Annotated in this window: 14 protein-coding genes; 2 read left to right on the top strand and 12 right to left on the bottom strand. The window is 62.9% G+C overall.

What is annotated here, in order from left to right; all coding sequences use genetic code 11:
* Positions 1–158: 158 nt before the first annotated feature.
* From P9250_RS02175 to P9250_RS02165, 3 genes are all read right to left on the bottom strand, one after another.
* Positions 159–1,301, bottom strand: a complete 1,143-nt coding sequence (locus P9250_RS02175) for a substrate-binding domain-containing protein (RefSeq protein WP_244831718.1) — start codon at positions 1,299–1,301, stop codon at positions 159–161.
* Between the two features lie 98 nt (positions 1,302–1,399).
* Entirely contained in the window at positions 1,400–2,398 is a 999-nt protein-coding gene (locus tag P9250_RS02170) for an ABC transporter permease (RefSeq protein ID WP_310390848.1), read from the bottom strand.
* On the bottom strand, positions 2,395–3,981 hold the full coding sequence (locus tag P9250_RS02165; RefSeq protein WP_310390847.1) for a sugar ABC transporter ATP-binding protein: 1,587 nt from the start codon (positions 3,979–3,981) through the stop codon (positions 2,395–2,397). Before P9250_RS02165 ends, P9250_RS02170 begins: the two co-directional genes overlap by 4 nt.
* Positions 3,982–4,307: 326 nt before the next feature.
* On the opposite strand from P9250_RS02165, the gene P9250_RS02160 reads away from it, so the two are divergent.
* Positions 4,308–4,712 carry a DUF6632 domain-containing protein gene (locus P9250_RS02160; protein WP_310390846.1) on the top strand — a complete coding sequence of 135 codons (405 nt, stop codon included), beginning with the start codon at positions 4,308–4,310 and terminating at the stop codon, positions 4,710–4,712.
* A gap of 70 nt (positions 4,713–4,782) precedes the next feature.
* Here the strand turns inward: P9250_RS02160 and P9250_RS02155 are convergent, their stop codons facing one another.
* Positions 4,783–5,004: a YjzC family protein gene (locus P9250_RS02155; protein ID WP_244831714.1), complete on the bottom strand. Its 222-nt coding sequence runs from the start codon at positions 5,002–5,004 to the stop codon at positions 4,783–4,785.
* A 428-nt stretch (positions 5,005–5,432) separates the two neighbouring features.
* Between P9250_RS02155 and P9250_RS02150 the strand changes: the two genes are divergently transcribed.
* A complete protein-coding gene (locus P9250_RS02150) occupies positions 5,433–6,557 on the top strand; it encodes a sensor histidine kinase KdpD (RefSeq protein ID WP_250509151.1) in 1,125 nt (374 codons plus the stop codon).
* An 18-nt stretch (positions 6,558–6,575) separates the two neighbouring features.
* Here the strand turns inward: P9250_RS02150 and P9250_RS02145 are convergent, their stop codons facing one another.
* The 8 genes from P9250_RS02145 to P9250_RS02110 form a co-directional block, all read right to left on the bottom strand.
* Positions 6,576–7,169, bottom strand: coding sequence for a pyridoxamine 5'-phosphate oxidase family protein (locus P9250_RS02145; RefSeq protein WP_310390845.1), 594 nt, complete (start codon positions 7,167–7,169; stop codon positions 6,576–6,578).
* A 43-nt stretch (positions 7,170–7,212) separates the two neighbouring features.
* Positions 7,213–7,551, bottom strand: coding sequence for a hypothetical protein (locus P9250_RS02140; RefSeq protein ID WP_244831711.1), 339 nt, complete (start codon positions 7,549–7,551; stop codon positions 7,213–7,215).
* A gap of 79 nt (positions 7,552–7,630) precedes the next feature.
* Positions 7,631–8,002, bottom strand: a complete 372-nt coding sequence (locus P9250_RS02135) for a response regulator (RefSeq protein WP_244831710.1) — start codon at positions 8,000–8,002, stop codon at positions 7,631–7,633.
* Between the two features lie 320 nt (positions 8,003–8,322).
* A complete protein-coding gene (locus tag P9250_RS02130) occupies positions 8,323–10,521 on the bottom strand; it encodes a TonB-dependent siderophore receptor (RefSeq protein ID WP_310390844.1) in 2,199 nt (732 codons plus the stop codon).
* 130 nt (positions 10,522–10,651) lie between these two features.
* On the bottom strand, positions 10,652–12,688 hold the full coding sequence (gene fhuB / locus P9250_RS02125) for a Fe(3+)-hydroxamate ABC transporter permease FhuB (RefSeq protein WP_409014799.1): 2,037 nt from the start codon (positions 12,686–12,688) through the stop codon (positions 10,652–10,654).
* Complete coding sequence (locus P9250_RS02120; RefSeq protein ID WP_250469645.1) at positions 12,675–13,583, bottom strand: ABC transporter substrate-binding protein; 909 nt, start codon at positions 13,581–13,583, stop codon at positions 12,675–12,677. Before P9250_RS02120 ends, fhuB begins: the two co-directional genes overlap by 14 nt.
* Complete coding sequence (locus P9250_RS02115; RefSeq protein ID WP_310390842.1) at positions 13,580–14,395, bottom strand: ATP-binding cassette domain-containing protein; 816 nt, start codon at positions 14,393–14,395, stop codon at positions 13,580–13,582. Before P9250_RS02115 ends, P9250_RS02120 begins: the two co-directional genes overlap by 4 nt.
* On the bottom strand, positions 14,392–16,008 hold the full coding sequence (locus P9250_RS02110; RefSeq protein ID WP_310390841.1) for a cyclic peptide export ABC transporter: 1,617 nt from the start codon (positions 16,006–16,008) through the stop codon (positions 14,392–14,394). Before P9250_RS02110 ends, P9250_RS02115 begins: the two co-directional genes overlap by 4 nt.
* Positions 16,009–16,243 lie beyond the last annotated feature (235 nt).

Here is a 16,243-nt window from a genome sequence, read left to right as displayed (position 1 = left end):
GGATCGATGCGAATCTTGGTGTCGCTCGATTGTAGGCGGGATCGTGCAAACGCGTACTTTGCATACGGCGGTGCTTCATCGGACGAGCCTCACGCAAAAAGAGCGAAGCCCGCAAAGGCTTCGCTCTCGCAGTACCGCGCTGACTATCGGTCAGGAGATCAACCGCAAGCGGGCGCCGCCTTCTTGCAGGCATCGGCCAATTGCGGCGGCGGGTCTTTCTTGAACACGGTCTTGTAAGACTCGAGCACATTCGACTGCACGACCGGCAGCGACTGCACGCCGATCCACGCGGGCGGTGTCTGGCCGATCAGCGCCTTCATCATCGCCATGGCTTCGGCTGCGCCCTGATCGTACGGACGTTGCGAGCCCGTCGCCTTGAGCGGACCGCCCTTGGCGATCTCGATTGCCGATTCGAGCCCCAGGTCCACCGTCGTCACAGGCGTGTTGATACCCTGCGCGCGCATCGACGTAAGCGTGTCCAGCGCGGGCTGATCCCACACGGCGAACACGCCCTTGACGTCCGGATTCGCCGTCAGAAAGTCGCCCGCAATCTGCCCGACTTTCGACGGATCGGTGAACGCGACCTGCTTGATCTTGATGTCCGCGCGATTCTTCTTCAGCCAGTCGTTGACGGCTTTGGTCCGCTCCGTCGTGCTGAAGTAATCGACGCCGAAGTTCACGAGACCGACCGTGCCGCCTTTCGGCACGCACGACGCAAGCACCTTCGCCGCGATCTGGCCGTTGCCTTCGCTATCGGCCGAGACCATGGCCGCGTACTGCTCGGGATGCTTGAGGCCGGTTGGCACGTTGTCCATGAACACGAGCTTGATGCCCGCCTGCGAGACCTTTTTGTAGGTCGCGGCCGTTGCCGTGCCATCCACGGGAATGGAGATGATGCCGTCCGGATGGCGCTGTATCGTGTTCTCGATATCGGCGATCTGCTTGTCGACCTGATACTCGGCCGATGCCGTGCCGATCACTTCCACGCCGTACTTCTTGAGCGTATCCGTAATGCCTTGCACTTGAAGTTGCGACCAGTCGAGGTTCATCGTCTGCATCGAAATGCCGACCTTGAACTTGCCGGCCTTGACCTTGGCGGCTTCGGCATCGGTCAGCTTGACGGCATCGACGGCTGCCGCCTTCTCGCCATTCGGTCCCTGGCCGACGATGCCCGTTGGCCCGATCGACGCCACATTCAGCTTTTCGCACGATTGCGCGAACGCCTGCGCACAGCACAGAGCCATGGCAGTCGCCGCCGCGACACTCGCCAGCTTTACACCTGATCCACGACGATAGTTCATGTCTTTCCTCCATTGGTCGCGTTGTACTTCGTCTCCTGCTTTTTTGACTTGCCTTTCGTGGTCTCTCACGCGATGTCGATCTGCGCGGGAAACCAAACCTACTTGCGCGTGAACGCGACTGCCGCGACGATGATCGCGCCCTTGATGACGAGTTGCAGCGACGAACTCACGCCGAGCAGCACGAGCCCGTTATTCAGCGTGCCGATGATGAGACTGCCTAGCAGCGTGCCTAGAATGAAGCCGCGTCCGCCGAAGAGACTGCACCCGCCGAGCGTGACGGAGGCAATCACGTCGAGTTCCATGCCCTGCACGACGTCCGGGCGCGCCGCATGCGAACGCGCGGACAAGACGAGCGCGGCGAGGCCGGCAAGCGCGCCCGTCAGCACGAATGCGAGCGTCGTCACGCGGCGAATGTTGATGCCCGAGTAGAGCGCGGCCGTGGGATTGCCGCCGGCTGCATAGATTTGCCGGCCGAACACGCTGTAATGCAGAAGCAGAATGCCGCCGATCACGGCAAGCAAGGTCCAGATGATCGGCACCGGCACGCCTGCAATGTCGCCTTCGCCGAAGATCGCAATGAAATGATCGTTCGTGATGATCTCGGGCCGCGTCGTCGTAACCATCAATGCAAGTCCGCGCGCCGCGCTCAAGCTGCCGAGCGTCACGAGAAACGAGGGAATGTTCAAACGCGTCGTGACGAGACCGTTGATCGCGCCGACGATCGCGCCCGTGCCAATGCCCGCGATCGCGCCGATGACCCAGCTATCGCCGATATGCGACATCGCGAGCGCGGCGGCCATGCCGGACAGCGCGAGCGACGATCCCACCGACAAGTCGATCTGCCGCGCGATGATCACGAATGTCATGCCGATAGCGATGATCGACACGAGCGCCGTCTGGCGGCCGATGTTGAGGAAGTTGTCGATGGAGAGAAACCACGGCGACGCGAAGCTGAACACCACCAGCAGAATCGCGAACGCAAAGTACAGCATGTAGGGGCGGTCGCCCTGCAGCAGTAGCTGCGCAATGCGCCGTGCGCGCGAATGACGCTGGGCGCTTTGTTGTTCGGCGGGCATCGGCGAAACAGACTCGTTCATGTTGCGGGCTCTTCGGTAGGGCGGGCCAGTTGTATGAGATGGTGCAGTTCTTCCGCGTGACGAATCTCGGCGCGCTCGACAGTGCGTGTAATCGCGCCATTGGCGACGATGGAAATGCGGTCGCAGAGCCGCAGCAGTTCGTCCAGATCCGACGACACCACCACGACGCCCGTGCCTGCGCGCGCCGCGTCCTGTACCACGCCGTAGATTTCCTCGCGCGCGCCGACATCGACGCCGACCGTGGGTTCATCGAGCAACAACAACTTCGGGCGCGGATGATTCCACTTCGCGAATACGACCTTCTGCTGGTTGCCGCCCGAGAGAAACTTCACGTGTGTCGATGCATCGGGCGCTTTCACGGAAAGCTGCTTCATCGCGACGCGTGCTTGTTGCGCGGCGGCTTTCGCGCGCAGCCATCCGCAGCTCGAAAACCGCGGCAGGCGCGGCAAGGTCAGATTGCGTTCGATCGAATGATCGAGCACGAGCCCTTGCACATGACGGTCTTCAGGCACGAGCGCGACGCCGCGCCGGATTGCATCGGAGGGATTGCGCGCGCCGAGCGGTTCGCCGTCGAGATCGATGCTGCCGGATTCCACGGGCAGCAGACCGAAGATGGTTTGCAGAATTTCCGTGCGGCCGCTGCCGATCAGTCCGGCAATGCCATGCACTTCGCCCTTGCTCACGGACAAGTCGACGGCGCAAAGATGCGCGTTGCTTACCTTCGACAGCTTCAGCACGGGCGCATCGGCAGCGCGGTCGGCCATCGCGACTTTGGTTTGCGCCGCCGCACCCGCCGAGGTTTGCTGACGCGCCTGCATGGCCGCATGACGCGGGCCGACGATAGCCGCGACGAGCTGCTTCATGTCGGTCTCGGCGGTGGCGAAACTTCCGGCGTTTGCACCATCGCGGAACACGGTCACGCGCTGCGAGATGCGAAAGACCTCGTTCAGCCGATGCGTCACGTAGATCACGCCGACGCCGCGCGCCGTCACGGTGCGAATGGCGTCGAAGAGAATCCGTTCTTCGCCGCCTGTCAACGCGGACGTGGGTTCGTCGAGAATCAGCACGCGCACGTCGCCCATCAGCGCCTTGCAAATCTCCGTCATCTGGCGATAGGCGAACGGCAAGGAATCCACGGGCACGCGCGGATCGAGCGGAATATCGTGCTCGCGCAAAAAGGTGCTGACCTGGGCCATGAGTTCGCGTTGCCGGACGAAGCCGAGGCGCGTGCGCGGTTCGCGCCCGAGCATGAGGTTGGCGCCGACGGACAACGATTCGACCAGACTCAAGTCCTGATACACGACGGCAACGCCTGCCTCGCGCGACTTTGCGGGCGATTCGAATGCGACCCGGCTGCCCGCGATTTCGATCGATCCTTCGTCGTAGGCATGGACGCCGCTCAATATCTTGATGAGCGTGGACTTGCCCGCGCCGTTTTCGCCGAGCAGCGCGTGCACTTCGCCCGGCAGAACTTCGAGATCGACGCCGCGCAGCGCCTGGACGCCACCGAACCTTTTGGTGACGCCGGTTACACGGATCAACGGATTTGGCGGCGATGAAGCGGCCGCGACCGGCTGACTCATCCTGATGTCTCCTTCGTCAAATAGACGAATTCTTATGTTTTCGCGGTCGGGCCGCGTGTTGTGTTGTGATCTTCGCATCATGTAAATGGTGCGTCAATAACAGATAGCCCTAGTTTTCGTGTTCTGAACGAGAGAATCGCAACAATATCGACCGGTTTTGTGATGATCCTATCGTTCCGGGGACGGCGTTCTGTGACGGAGCGCTACGAGTAATTGTCCGTCAGGCGCGCAGACGCTCGACTACGTTGCCGATGCGAAGGAGCCGCCGAGTAGGGAGCGGTGCGCGGGAGTATCGTGTGCGACAAGCACGCCTTCTTTGGGAGCGCATGATGAACGACGCCCGACGACTCGCCGCCTTGCGCATCGCGCTGATTGCCGTGGGTTTAATCGCCATCTTCGCGTTATGGCCGCTCATGATCCTGTGGCCTTCCGGATGGAGTTGGCAAAGCAGCCATTCGGACTACCCGCTGATGATCGTCGGCATCTACGCGACGCTCGGCGTGTTTCTACTGATGGCATCGCGCAACCCGATGAAGCATCTGAGCCTGATCTGGTTCACGGTATGGTCGAGCGTCGTGCACGGCGCAATCATGGCTGTGCAGTCGTTCGGCGCCGAGATGGACGGCACGCGCCACGTCGGTCATTTGCTCGGCGATGTGCCTGCGTTATTTATCGTCGCGGCCGTGCTGGCTTTCCTTATGCCGCGCGAAAACAAGGCACGAGCGCTTTAATCCGCCGATGCAGTGTTCGCGGTGCGTCCCGAGTCTGTAGGACGTACCGCGACCAATACCTTATATGCGCTCAGGCTTGCGCTTGAGTTTCCTTCAACGCTTCATGCTTGTGCGAATGCGTCGCTCCGTATTTCAGCTCGAAGTGCGCGCCTTTTCCGTTTCGCGTGGGCGGAAAATGTTCGCCCTCGACGCAGGTGACTTCGAAGGTATCTTTCCCGTCCTCATAGACCACTGAGTAAATGCCCGATACTTTGACGATTTCACCGGGCTTGTACGAACTGTCGCCTGCCATTTAGCTTCTCCTTTTGGAACCACATACGGACCGACGAAAGAGCAATCGGCGTTCCGAGCGGCGTCATGCCGGTCGGTAAACGGCGCAGGGAGCCGAGTTGGTGTGAACGCGAGCGGGCGTTATTCGCTCGCTTCTCGTCGTGCGTCAGCCGAAATCGCCGATTATCAGTCGTTGCCTGCGGGAGGTCGCCAAACTGTTATTTATGGGCACGGGAGCACGGCACGGGAATAGCGATTGCGCTAGTCCAGCGGTGAAACCGTCGCCCACAACAAGAGAAAGACGATACGGTTCGAACGACAACGCGACATTAGTTTGACCAACGAAGTTTCAAGGCGGGCGGTCAAGGTCTGATCGATCCTTGTCGATGCAGGCGAGATCGTCTCCCTGAAGGACGCTTCCTGGCTTTGGACTTCATCAGGAGCAGGGCCATGATGCACGAGTTTCTCAAGAATAATCGAAGCATCTTGCTTGAACGTTGCCGCATCATGACTTTCAAGCGGAACGCTGAATCTCCGGCGATGGCGGATATAAAGATCGTCCTTCCCGAACTGCTTACGCAAATTACCGAACTTCTGCGCCAGCACCGCACCGCCGAAACTCAGAATTCGACAACGGGGCTTCCCGAACGGGGTAGATCGAACGATACCCCGATAGGCAGAACCGCACGCGAGGCAGGCAGGGTGCTATTCGGAACGGGACTCAAGATCGAAGACATCGTAGTAGGTTACGGCGATCTATGCCAGGCGATTACCGAACTGGCCGTAGAACGGGATGCGCCTTTCACGGTACAGGAGTTTCGAATACTCAATCTGTGCATCGATACGGCGGTTGCCAATGCCGTGATGGCTTATTCAGCCGCGCGAGACAACGCGCGCACGAATAGCGGCGCTCAGACGCAGACCGATGAGAACAGAATGCTCGCGCACGAGATGCGCAATCTGATCCACACTACGCTGCTTGCATTCACCGCTTTACAAAGAGGAAATCTCAGCGCGAAAGGAGCCACCGGACTACTTGCTGAGCGTAGTCTTTTGCGACTCGGCAAGCTGACTGATCGAATGCTTCGCGACTCCGCAGACCCGGCGACCGTACGTTATGACGACGTTATCTTCAGTCTTGCTCCATTAATCCTCGAAATCGAGGGAGCGGCGCGAGTGGACGCGACAGCCCGTGGAAAAAGCTTTTCCGTTACTCCGGTCGACGCGCTCATCAAGGTTCGTGGAGATCGCGACCTGTTGTATGAGGCGATAATCAACCTCTTACAGAATGCGTTCAAGTTCACCAAGGAGAAAAGCGCGGTCGCGTTGAGAATCTATGTGAATCACGACGTCTTTATTGAAATCCACGATCAGTGCGGAGGACTTCCTTGTAAGAACGGCGAGTCGATGTTCGATCCTTTCGTGCAATTCAATGCGGATCGCAGCGGACTGGGCTTAGGACTGACTATTGTGAGGCGCAACGTAGAAACTTTGAGGGGAACCGTGGAAGTGAAGGACATTCCTGGCCACGGTTGCGTCTTCATTATTCGCTTGCCGCTCGTTTCACACGCATGAAGTCGAGGTTGGTCGCATTCATGGCGCGATCCAATGACCGTGCCACTCGTTGCGTTCGAGCCAGAAGTTTGCGCGCCGGTGCATTTCGCCCGAGACGTCGAGGAAATCGATCTTACTGACGATGACGTCGATGAGGCAGAAGTGTTCGAAGCCATCCGTCTGAGTGTGCGCTGTTGTGTCGTCGGGCTTCGGGCGCGCATCGGGCGGACTGTCCACTAGTGTTCCCGGAGGCAACGGCGCGCGATAAAGCGCGAGCGATCCGGGGCGGCTCGCATTCCACACGGCGAGTCTTTCGTCGTCGTCGATGACTTGTTGCGCGCGCCCTTCGAGTCGAATCTGGATGCCGGCACTCCAGTCGCCGACAAGCGCGGAGACGTTCGGCTCCTGTTCGATCTCAGCGACCTTTTCCGATCTCACGTCCGTGTGAAAGCTCACAAGCGCGCGGTCCTGGATGGCACGCCGCATTACGACCGTGCGCAGTTTCGGCGCGCCATCGAGCCCGACGGTCGCGAACTGCATCAACGTGTAGGCGGAACGCTCGCGGCCGGGATTGGCGCCTGAAAGCAGATGGCTCCACGTCTGCGCCAGAATCGCATCCAAAGCGTTGCTCAACTGACGCCTCCGTTGCTTGATGCAGTTGAAGTAGCAGCGGCGATTAGTCAGCCTTGAAGACGATGGCGGCTGTGTCGTCGATCTGCGTGAAGCTGCGCACGAAGCGATACGACTGCTCGTCGATTTCGATTCGATTTGCACCTGACGAGGTCAGTTCCAGCATTTCATCGGCGAGCGATTTTGGAATCGAGCCTACTTGTTTCAACTCTTCCTTGGGCCCGGATGGGTCGCCGAGATAGACCGTGCAAACGTCGGCGGTATGCCGAATAAGGACGACGCTTGTCGCCTTGTCGAGCGCGCGTTCCAGATAATCGGCGAGTGGGCGTAACGATTCGAGTTTGTGATCGGAACGGTCGTCAGCGAATCCATTGATGTCTGGCACTGCGGCCTCCCTGATTTGATCGTCTGCACCGTGGTTCGATACGTCGAAGCGCACGATGGTGCAAGCGACGGAGTTTCGATTAGCGAACCGGCTCTTCGGCTTTCTTTCCCGACAGCAACGATTCGATGGCGGCGACGGATAGCGGTTTGGACAAGTGTCCATCGAAGCACGACATATCGAAATGTTCGTGGATGTCGTCGTGTGCGGTCAGCGAGAAGATGCGCCGGGAGGCATATTTCTCGGATGCGCGGAGTCGCATGCACAGAGCGTGGCCATTGATATCGGGAAGCCCGATATCCAGAAGAATGAGTTCGAACGCGCCTTCACCTGCGGCCGCTTTCAGCGCCTCGGTGCCGGTGTAGGCGCGAGTGACCGCATGACCCATGGACCCCGCGATTTCGGCGAGCATGTCGGTGGTATCGGTGTAATCGTCCACTACGAGAACTTTCATTTGAAGTGCTCCCAACAGTGAGGACCGAGGTGCGGGGGTTTTTGATGTTGAGGTTGCAGTCTACTCTAGGTTGCTGGGTTGGATGACGGCGGCTGCTGAGCACCAACTTGCGTTGCTTGGTGTCACTGAGAATCTTTGACCGAGACTTACCAACTTCCGTTATATGTCGTTTGCGGTGACTTCGTCTCACGAAATTCTTGCTGATTCTTTATGTTACTCAGAAGCAGACAGCCGATGGCGATCATCGCCTGTCTGCGGACAACCCGACGGTGGAAGGTCAGTGCTTCCGTCCCGACAGTCACCCAAGCGTCATCGTAAATTTAGAAGTCGGTCCGCACACTCAACATGACGTTACGCCTGTCGCCGAATACACTGTAGAACTGGCCGGGTGGGCGAATGTAATAGCCGCGATCGAAGATATTGTTCAACTGCAGTGTCGCTTCGAGATGCTTGTTGAAGCGATATCCGACCTGCGCATCGAAGATGGCATACGCGCCCTGTTCGACGCCGCGCGATATGCGTGTCTGCGCGAGCATGCCGCCGCCGACCGATACCCCGCGCATGACGCCCTGCGTAAACTGATACCGCGTCCACAGTTTGAAGAGATGCTTGGGGTCCGTGCCATCGGTGAGGCCGGGCGCATCGTTCTCGAAATGCTCGTTCAGGTACGTGTAGCCCGCATAGACGTTCCAGTCCGGCATCGGCTGTCCGGTGACTTCGAGTTCGACGCCCTGACTGCGTGCCTTGCCGGCGGCAAGGTAATAGAACTGATGATCGGGATCGTCGACCGCGCGGTTGTTGTCGTTGATACGGAACAGCGCCATGTTCGTATTCAGGCGTCCGCCGAGCACGCTGCTCTTCACGCCGACTTCGTATTGCTCGCCGGAACGCGGTGGAATGCCCGCGCCGGAGAATGTCGTCTGCGTCTGGGCGTCGAGGAAGCGCGCGTAATTCGCGTACGCGGTGACCGCCGGCACGATATCCCAGACGAGTCCCGCCGACGGCAGAAAACGATGGTTGATCTGCGAGTTCGTCGCCCAGTCCGAGAGGTCGGGCAGTGTCGATTGCGTGCGATCCTGTACGAACGCCTCGCGCGCGCCGAGCACGAGCGTCAGCGGATTCGCGAGCTTGATGCGCGCCTGCGCGTAGATGCCGTACTGGACGGTGCGCTCGTTCGTGCCGAAGCTGAAGGGCGTATCGACCTGCGGCACGGCGTTGGGATCGAACAGGCTGAAGGTGCCGCCGTCGAACGGGCCATCGACGGACTGGAAGCCCGAGAGCGCCGTCGACGACATCACCGAATAATTTGCGCCGACCGTCAACGTGTGCGTCTGCCCGAAGAGCCGGATGGGACCGGACACGTTGCTGTCCGCGCCGAACCAGTCGTACGTGTTGCGCTGATTCTGATCGCCGTAGAAGCTGAGGCCATCGGTGGTCGCGCCCGGTCCCGAGTACGCGTAGTACGCCCGCGTCAGCATGTGCCGGTAGAACAACGTCGTGGAGGACTTCCAGCCGCTTTCGAAGCGATGCACGAGGTTCGCGTTGGCTTCCTGAATCGACGTGTACGACGTGTTCCAGCTCGGGCTGAAGTTCTGTGCATACGAACTCGGCACGCGGCCGACGAGTGCGGTCTGATCCGCATTGAGCACGCCGCTCGCGCCGTAGTCGAGGCCGTACATCGGCAGGACTTCGTAGCCGCCCGAGAGCGAGAGCGTCGTACGCGGCGTGAAGTCGTAGTCGATCGCGCCATAGGCCATGAACTCCTTGCTGCGCGCCCGGTCGATCGATTGATGCCCGGCCTCGCCGACGATCACCGCACGCCCGCGCAGGCTGCCGTCCTTGTTGAGCGGTCCGGTGACGTCGATCATCTGCCGCACGCTGCCGAAGGAATCGACTTGTGTGTCGGTCGTCAGATGGAATTGATTTTGCGGCCGTTTGCGCACGAGATTGACGACGCCGCCGGGCTCGCCTGCGCCGTCGATCACGCCGGCCGGTCCGCGCAACACTTCCGCGCGGTCGTACATCGCGAGGTCGAATTGCGTGAGATATTGCAGGCCGCTGACGATGGGCGTGCCATCGAATTCGATGCCAAGTTGTGAGCCCCGCGCGCGGAAATAAGCCGTGCCGTCGCCGTAGCTGACCGAACTGACGCCCGTCACGTAGCGCAAGGCTTCTTCGATGGTCGTGTCGTTGCGGTCGTCCATTTGCTGGCGCGTGACGACGGAAACCGAATACGGGGTCTCCTTGATCGATTGCGCACTCTTGCCCGCGATGGTCGCGCGTTTCGCGGCGTACGAGCCGCTGTCTTCGGTCGTCGCATCGGCGCCGGTGCTGTCGGTCACCACGACGGCGGGCAACGTCACATCGCTGCCCGCCGGGTTTTGCGCGCGTGCGGGCGGCGACGTCGCGCCGAGCATCGTCAAAAGCGCGAGCGCAAGCGGCGTCATGCGCGGCGCGCGCACGTGCCATCCCGTCGTCGGCGCGGGCATCGCGCCGCGCGGGTCATTCCCTCTTTTCATGTTTTCTCATCCCATCGTTGAATAGACAAACGGCGTCGTCCCGCTGCATGCGGGCTTGAATCGGATGGGGGACATTGGTTGTATGGTGCGAGGCACGCGCGGCCCCGTTCTATCGACTTCGATGCAACCGTCATGTTTGCCGCGCACCGCGCAGCAGGATCAGCATGACGAGCCACGGACCGCCGAGCAGTGTCGCGACGAGACCGGCCGGAAGTTGCTCCGGATAAGGAATCTGCCGTCCCAGCCAGTCCGCAACGACCATCAGCAGCGCGCCGAGCATCGCTGCGAGGTAGACCTGCGGCAGCGGACGCCGCCCGCCCGAGAGCCGCGCGATATGCGGCGCGATCAGCCCGACGAAGGACAGCGGTCCGACCACGACCGTCGCCGCCGCCGTCGATACCGCCGCGAGCAGCAACAGGCCGAAGCGCGCGCGCCCGACCGGCACGCCGATGCTCGCCGCCACCTGCGGACCGGCGCCGAGCGCCGCCAGCCAGCGCGCGAACAGCGGCGCCACGGCGAGTACCGACATCGCCAGCACGGCCATGAGCAATGCCATCGCCGGCTCGATGTAGTAGGTCGACCCGACCAGCAAATCGAGCAGCACGCCCGCGCGTGGATCGCCGCTCGCCATGACCGCGCCGACGACCGCCTGGAACAGCGCGCTGATCGACAATCCGACGAGCAGCAACCGCTCTGGCGCGAACCGCGCGCGCCGCCCGAGCCAGAGCAGCAGGCCGAGCGTGGTGCACGCGCCGGCCACGCTTCCCGCGAACAGCGCGGCCGGTTCGAAGCTGCCCGCGATCAGCAGCACCGCGACGACGCCGAACATGCCGCCCGAGCCGACGCCGAGCAGGTCTGGGCTTGCCATCGGATTCGCGGTCATGCGCTGCAACAGCGCGCCCGCCGCGCCCAGCAGACTGCCCGCTGCGAGTGCGGCCAGCAGGTGCGGCACGCGCCAGAAGAGGAGCGCGTCGATGTCGGCCGGATGCGCGAACCGCCAACCGTCCGGTCCGCGCGTGACGACGAACGACAACGCGCACGTGATCGCGAAGAGCGCTGCCCATACGAGCGGCATCGTGCGCACGGCGTGCGGCGAGGTGCCGCGGTCATGCGTTTCGCGGATGTCCGGCGTGGTGCGAAGGCGCGGCAGCAGGACGACCAGGAGCGGCACGCCGATCATCGACGTGACCGTGCCGGTGGGAATCAGATGCGCCGAGAACAGCTCGCCCTGCGAGACGATGCGCACGAGTTCGTCGGTGAGAAAGAGCAGGGCGGCGCCCAAAAGCGGCGCCCACACGAGCCGGTCGCGCAGGCGGCGCGCGCCCGTGAGCCGCGCGAGGAGCGGCGCCGCCAATCCGACGAACCCGATCACGCCGACCTGCGCCACCACGCTCGCCGTGAGCACGACCGCGACCAGCAGCGCCGCGCCGCGCATCCAGCCGACGGCGGCGCCGAGATTGCGAGCGGTGGCATCGCCGGCATCGAAGAGTTGCAGCGGTCGATGCAGCAGCGCCGACGCCAGCGCGCAACCGCCCACGCTCGCCGCAACGCGCGCGGCGCTTCGCCAGCCGGTCTGATCGAGTGCGCCGCCGCCCCAGATTTGCAAGCCTTGCAGCAGATCGAAATGCATGACGCCGATCGCGAGGCTGATCGCGCCGCAGTACAAATTCACCACCATGCCCGCGAGAATCACGGCAAGCGACGACATGCGTTGCAACCATGCCAGGCCGAGCACGAGGATCATTGCCAGCGCGCCACCCGCGAGCGCGATGGTTTCGCGACCCGCTGCGAGCCAGCCCGGCAGCCACACGCTCACGACGGCGAGCCCGAGATACGCGCCGGGGAAGATGCCGAGCGTCATCGGTTCGGCAAGCGGATTGCGCAACACCTGCTGCACCAGCACGCCCGCAAGCCCGAGCGCCGTGCCGCACAGCAGCGTCATGGCGATGCGCGGCAGCACGCTCTCGTGCACCAGCACGTCGCGCATGTCGGTGAGATCGGGCGAAACGAGCGCCTTCCAGAACGATGCGCCGTCGAGCGCGCCATGCAAATGCAACGCGGCGAGGCACGCGGCGGGCAGCATCAGGCCGGCGAAAAGTGCAAGCCGCCAGTCGCGTGGCGGCGCCGACGGGCGAGTGAGCGCGACGCGGCTGCTACGCAAGCCCACCTCCGCCGTTATCGATGATGGCGCGTGCATTCGCCATCGCGGTCGCGAAGCGTTGCATCGAAATCAGGCCGCCGTACGGGGCGATCACCGGCAACACGGCCACGCGCTTCTCGCGGACCGCTGGCAGCGCGCGCCAGAGCGGGCTCGCCGTCAGCGCCGCGCGGATGTCGGGCGCGAGCGGCCGAGTCAACGCGATATCGGCGTCGGCGGCTTCGAGGAGACGGGGCAACGGCACGACGGTGGAACCCATCGCGTTCGTCGTCCAGCGCACGCGCGCAGTCGCGGCGTTCGACAGCCCGATCTTTGCGAGCACATCGTTGAAGAGACTGCCCGCGCCGTACACGCGCAGATGCCGCTCGTCGATCACGTCCGCGACGATCACCGGCCGGCCGCGCGGCACGCGCGCCGCGATGTCGCTCATGACGCGCTCGGTCGACGCGAAGAGCGCGTCGGCCCGGGCGCGGGCGTCGAAGGCATCGGCCATCACGCGGGTTTCGGCGCACAGGCTCGCGTAGGGATGCCCGTCGGTCATATACGCGCCGAGCGTAAGCGTCGGGGCGATACGCCGCAGCGGCGCGAGCAGTCCCGCATGCGCGGGCGTGACGATCAGCAGGTCTGGCGCGAGCGCGAGCAGCGCATCGAAATTGGGTTGATAGAGAAGGCCGATATCCGCGACATCGGACGGCAGCGGCGGCACCGCGATCGTGTTCGCATACCACGCGGGCAGCGGAATGCCGACCGGCGCGCGCCCGAGCGCGAGCAGCGTCTCGGTCAGCTCCCAGTTCAATACGACGATACGTCGCGGCGCCGGTCCGGCCACGACGCGCGCGGCGCGCGAGAACGCGAGCAGCGCGGCGGCGCCTCGCAGCAGCGCGCGTCTCGGTGGCGACTTCATGACGGAAAACACATGCGGCGGCCGGTGGACGCATCGGTCGTAACCGACATCGGCACGCCGTAGATGGCTTCGAGCCGCGCCGGATCGACGATGACCGCCGCGTCCTCGCGCATCAGCAGACGCCCCTCGCGCAACGCGACGATCCGGTCGCAGAAGCGCGTCGCCATGTTGATGTCGTGCATGACGATGACAGCGGTCATCGCGCGCTCGGCGCACAGCGTCCTGACGAGTTCGAGCACGGTCAGCTGATGGCCGACATCGAGCGCCGACGTCGGTTCGTCGAGCAGCATGCAGCGCCCGTTCTGCGCGACCAGCATCGCGATCCACGCGCGCTGGCGCTCGCCGCCCGACAGGCTGTCCACGGTGCGGTCGGCATAACAATGAACATCGGCGGCTTGCATCGCCCGGTCGACGTGCGCGGCGTCGCCGGCCGTGAAGCGCCCGAGCGCGCCGTGCCACGGATAGCGGCCGAGCGCGACGAGCTCGCGCACCGTCATGCCATCGGTCGATGGCGTCTGCTGCGGACGCCAGGCGACTTCACGCGCGAACTCGCGCGTGCTCCAGTCGGCGAGCGGCCGGCCCGCGCATCGGACGACGCCCGTATCCGGCGCAATCTGTCCTGCGAGCAGCTTGACGAGCGTGGATTTGCCGGAGCCGTTGTGCCCGACAAGCCCCGTCACGCGGCCCGGTTCGATATGCAGATCCAGCGGATGCAAGAGCGTGCGCCCGCCCGCCGAGCGCGACACGCCTTCGAGCGAGAAGGCGGGCGGCGTCGCGGTCGCGTACGCCGTCTGGTAGACGTGGCCGTTCATGCGAGCGCCGCCTTTTTCGTGGAACTCACCTGACCGCTGTCGAGCTTGACGATACGATCGGCGAGATCGAAATAACGGTCGTCGTGGGTGATGACGAGCACCGTCTTGGCGCGCGCCTTCAGTTGCGGCAGCAGCACGCGATAGAAGACGTCCTTGAACGCGGGGTCCTGGTCGGCGGCCCATTCGTCGAAGAGATAGAACGGGCGGTCTTCCAGAAACGCCACCAGCAAGGCAAGACGCTTCCTCTGGCCTTGCGACAGATCGAGCGTCGAAAAACGGCCGTTGTCGATGCGCACCTTGTGCTCTAGTTGCAATGCCACGAGCAGCGCGCGCGCCGTGGCCTCGCTGTGCGCGGGCAGGCCGAGCAGCGAATCGAACAAATGGAAATCGCTGAAGACGACGGAGAAAAGCTGGCGGTAAGCGGCGCGATTGCCGTCGTCTACCACCGTTTCGTCGATGACGATGCGTCCCGACTCCGGCGCATACAGCCCGACCAGCACCTTCGCGAGCGTGGTTTTGCCGCTACCGTTGCCGCCCACGAGATAGACGAGTTCGCCCGCCCGGAACGTCAGATCGATAGGTCCGAGCGTGAAAAAACCGTCCTCGGCTTCGCGCACGTAGCGATGTTCGACGCCTTCGAGCGTAATGCTCGCGAACGCGTCGGCGTCGAGCGAGGCGCTTGCGGGCTCGGGCGGCAGGGCTTGTTCGAGCTGATCGATGCGCTCGAACGCGATCCGCGCGCTGCCAATGGCGGGCAGGGCCGCCAGCAATCCTTCGACCGGCATGATGAGGTAAAGGAAGACGAGCGCGTAACCGGACATCACGTGCGCGTCGGCATCGAAGAGACGCGCGAGCACGAAGAGGGTCAGGCCGACGAAGCCGAACAGCAGCAGATTGCCCCAGCTCGCGGCCAACGCGTGCAGCATGTAGCCGCGCGTGCGCTGCGCGCGCACCGCTTCGACATGCGGGGCGAGATCACGCGCGACGAACGCTTCGGCACGCGCGCGATGCAGCTTCAGTTCCTTCGCGCCGTCGAAGAGCGAGCGAAAGCGTTGCAACAGGCCGTCTTCACGCTGCCGCGAATCGCGCAGATGGAGAAGCGCCCGCGAGCCGATCAGATGCGTGCCGAGCGATCCCGCGCCGATCGCGACGAGCGCGAACAGCAGAATCGGCAGGGACAGCATGCCGAGATAGACGAGACAACCCGCGATCACCGCGCCCTGCATGACGATCGACGGCAGACTGATGAAGAACACGACGATGGTGTCGAGGTCCTGCGTGAGCGCGTTGATGGCGCGCGACGCGCCGCATCGTTCGAGATCGCGGTACGACGCGCCCGCGATGCGGCCGATCGTCTGCAAGCGCAACCTCGCCTTGGCGTGCTGTCCAAGATACATGAACAGCATCTGCGAAACGACCCGCGTGAGAATGACCACGACGCCCAGCGCCGCGAAGCGCACGCCGAGCGTGAGTAGTTCGTCGCCGGTTGCGCGCAGCGCCTGATTGATCAGCGCGACGAGCGCCGCGTTCGCCGCGCCGCTGACGAGACTGACGACCAGCGCGACAGGCAACAACCCGCGCGCGCTGCGGATCGACGAGGCTATCAGAGACACGTGCGCACACCCTCGTTGAAAGCAGCCAAGGCAGGCGGCTGCCCGCAAAGCGCATTGGGCGGCGACAAAAATGCGAGAATGCGAACCATTAACATTTCAACCGATGGGTCGGCGCTAAGTGTTGAGTGACGACGAGTTTAGCGTTTCGTCGAAAAATCAGGCCGACACCGAATATCGAATTTCTGACAACTATTGGTGTTTTGTCGATATTTTTTTGCGACCACTTTTTCGCGAC

Source organism: Caballeronia sp. LP006 (assembly GCF_031450995.1).
Classification (GTDB): domain Bacteria; phylum Pseudomonadota; class Gammaproteobacteria; order Burkholderiales; family Burkholderiaceae; genus Caballeronia.
Note: the sequence above shows the minus strand (reverse complement) of the source record. Positions and strands in the feature narration are given on the sequence as shown.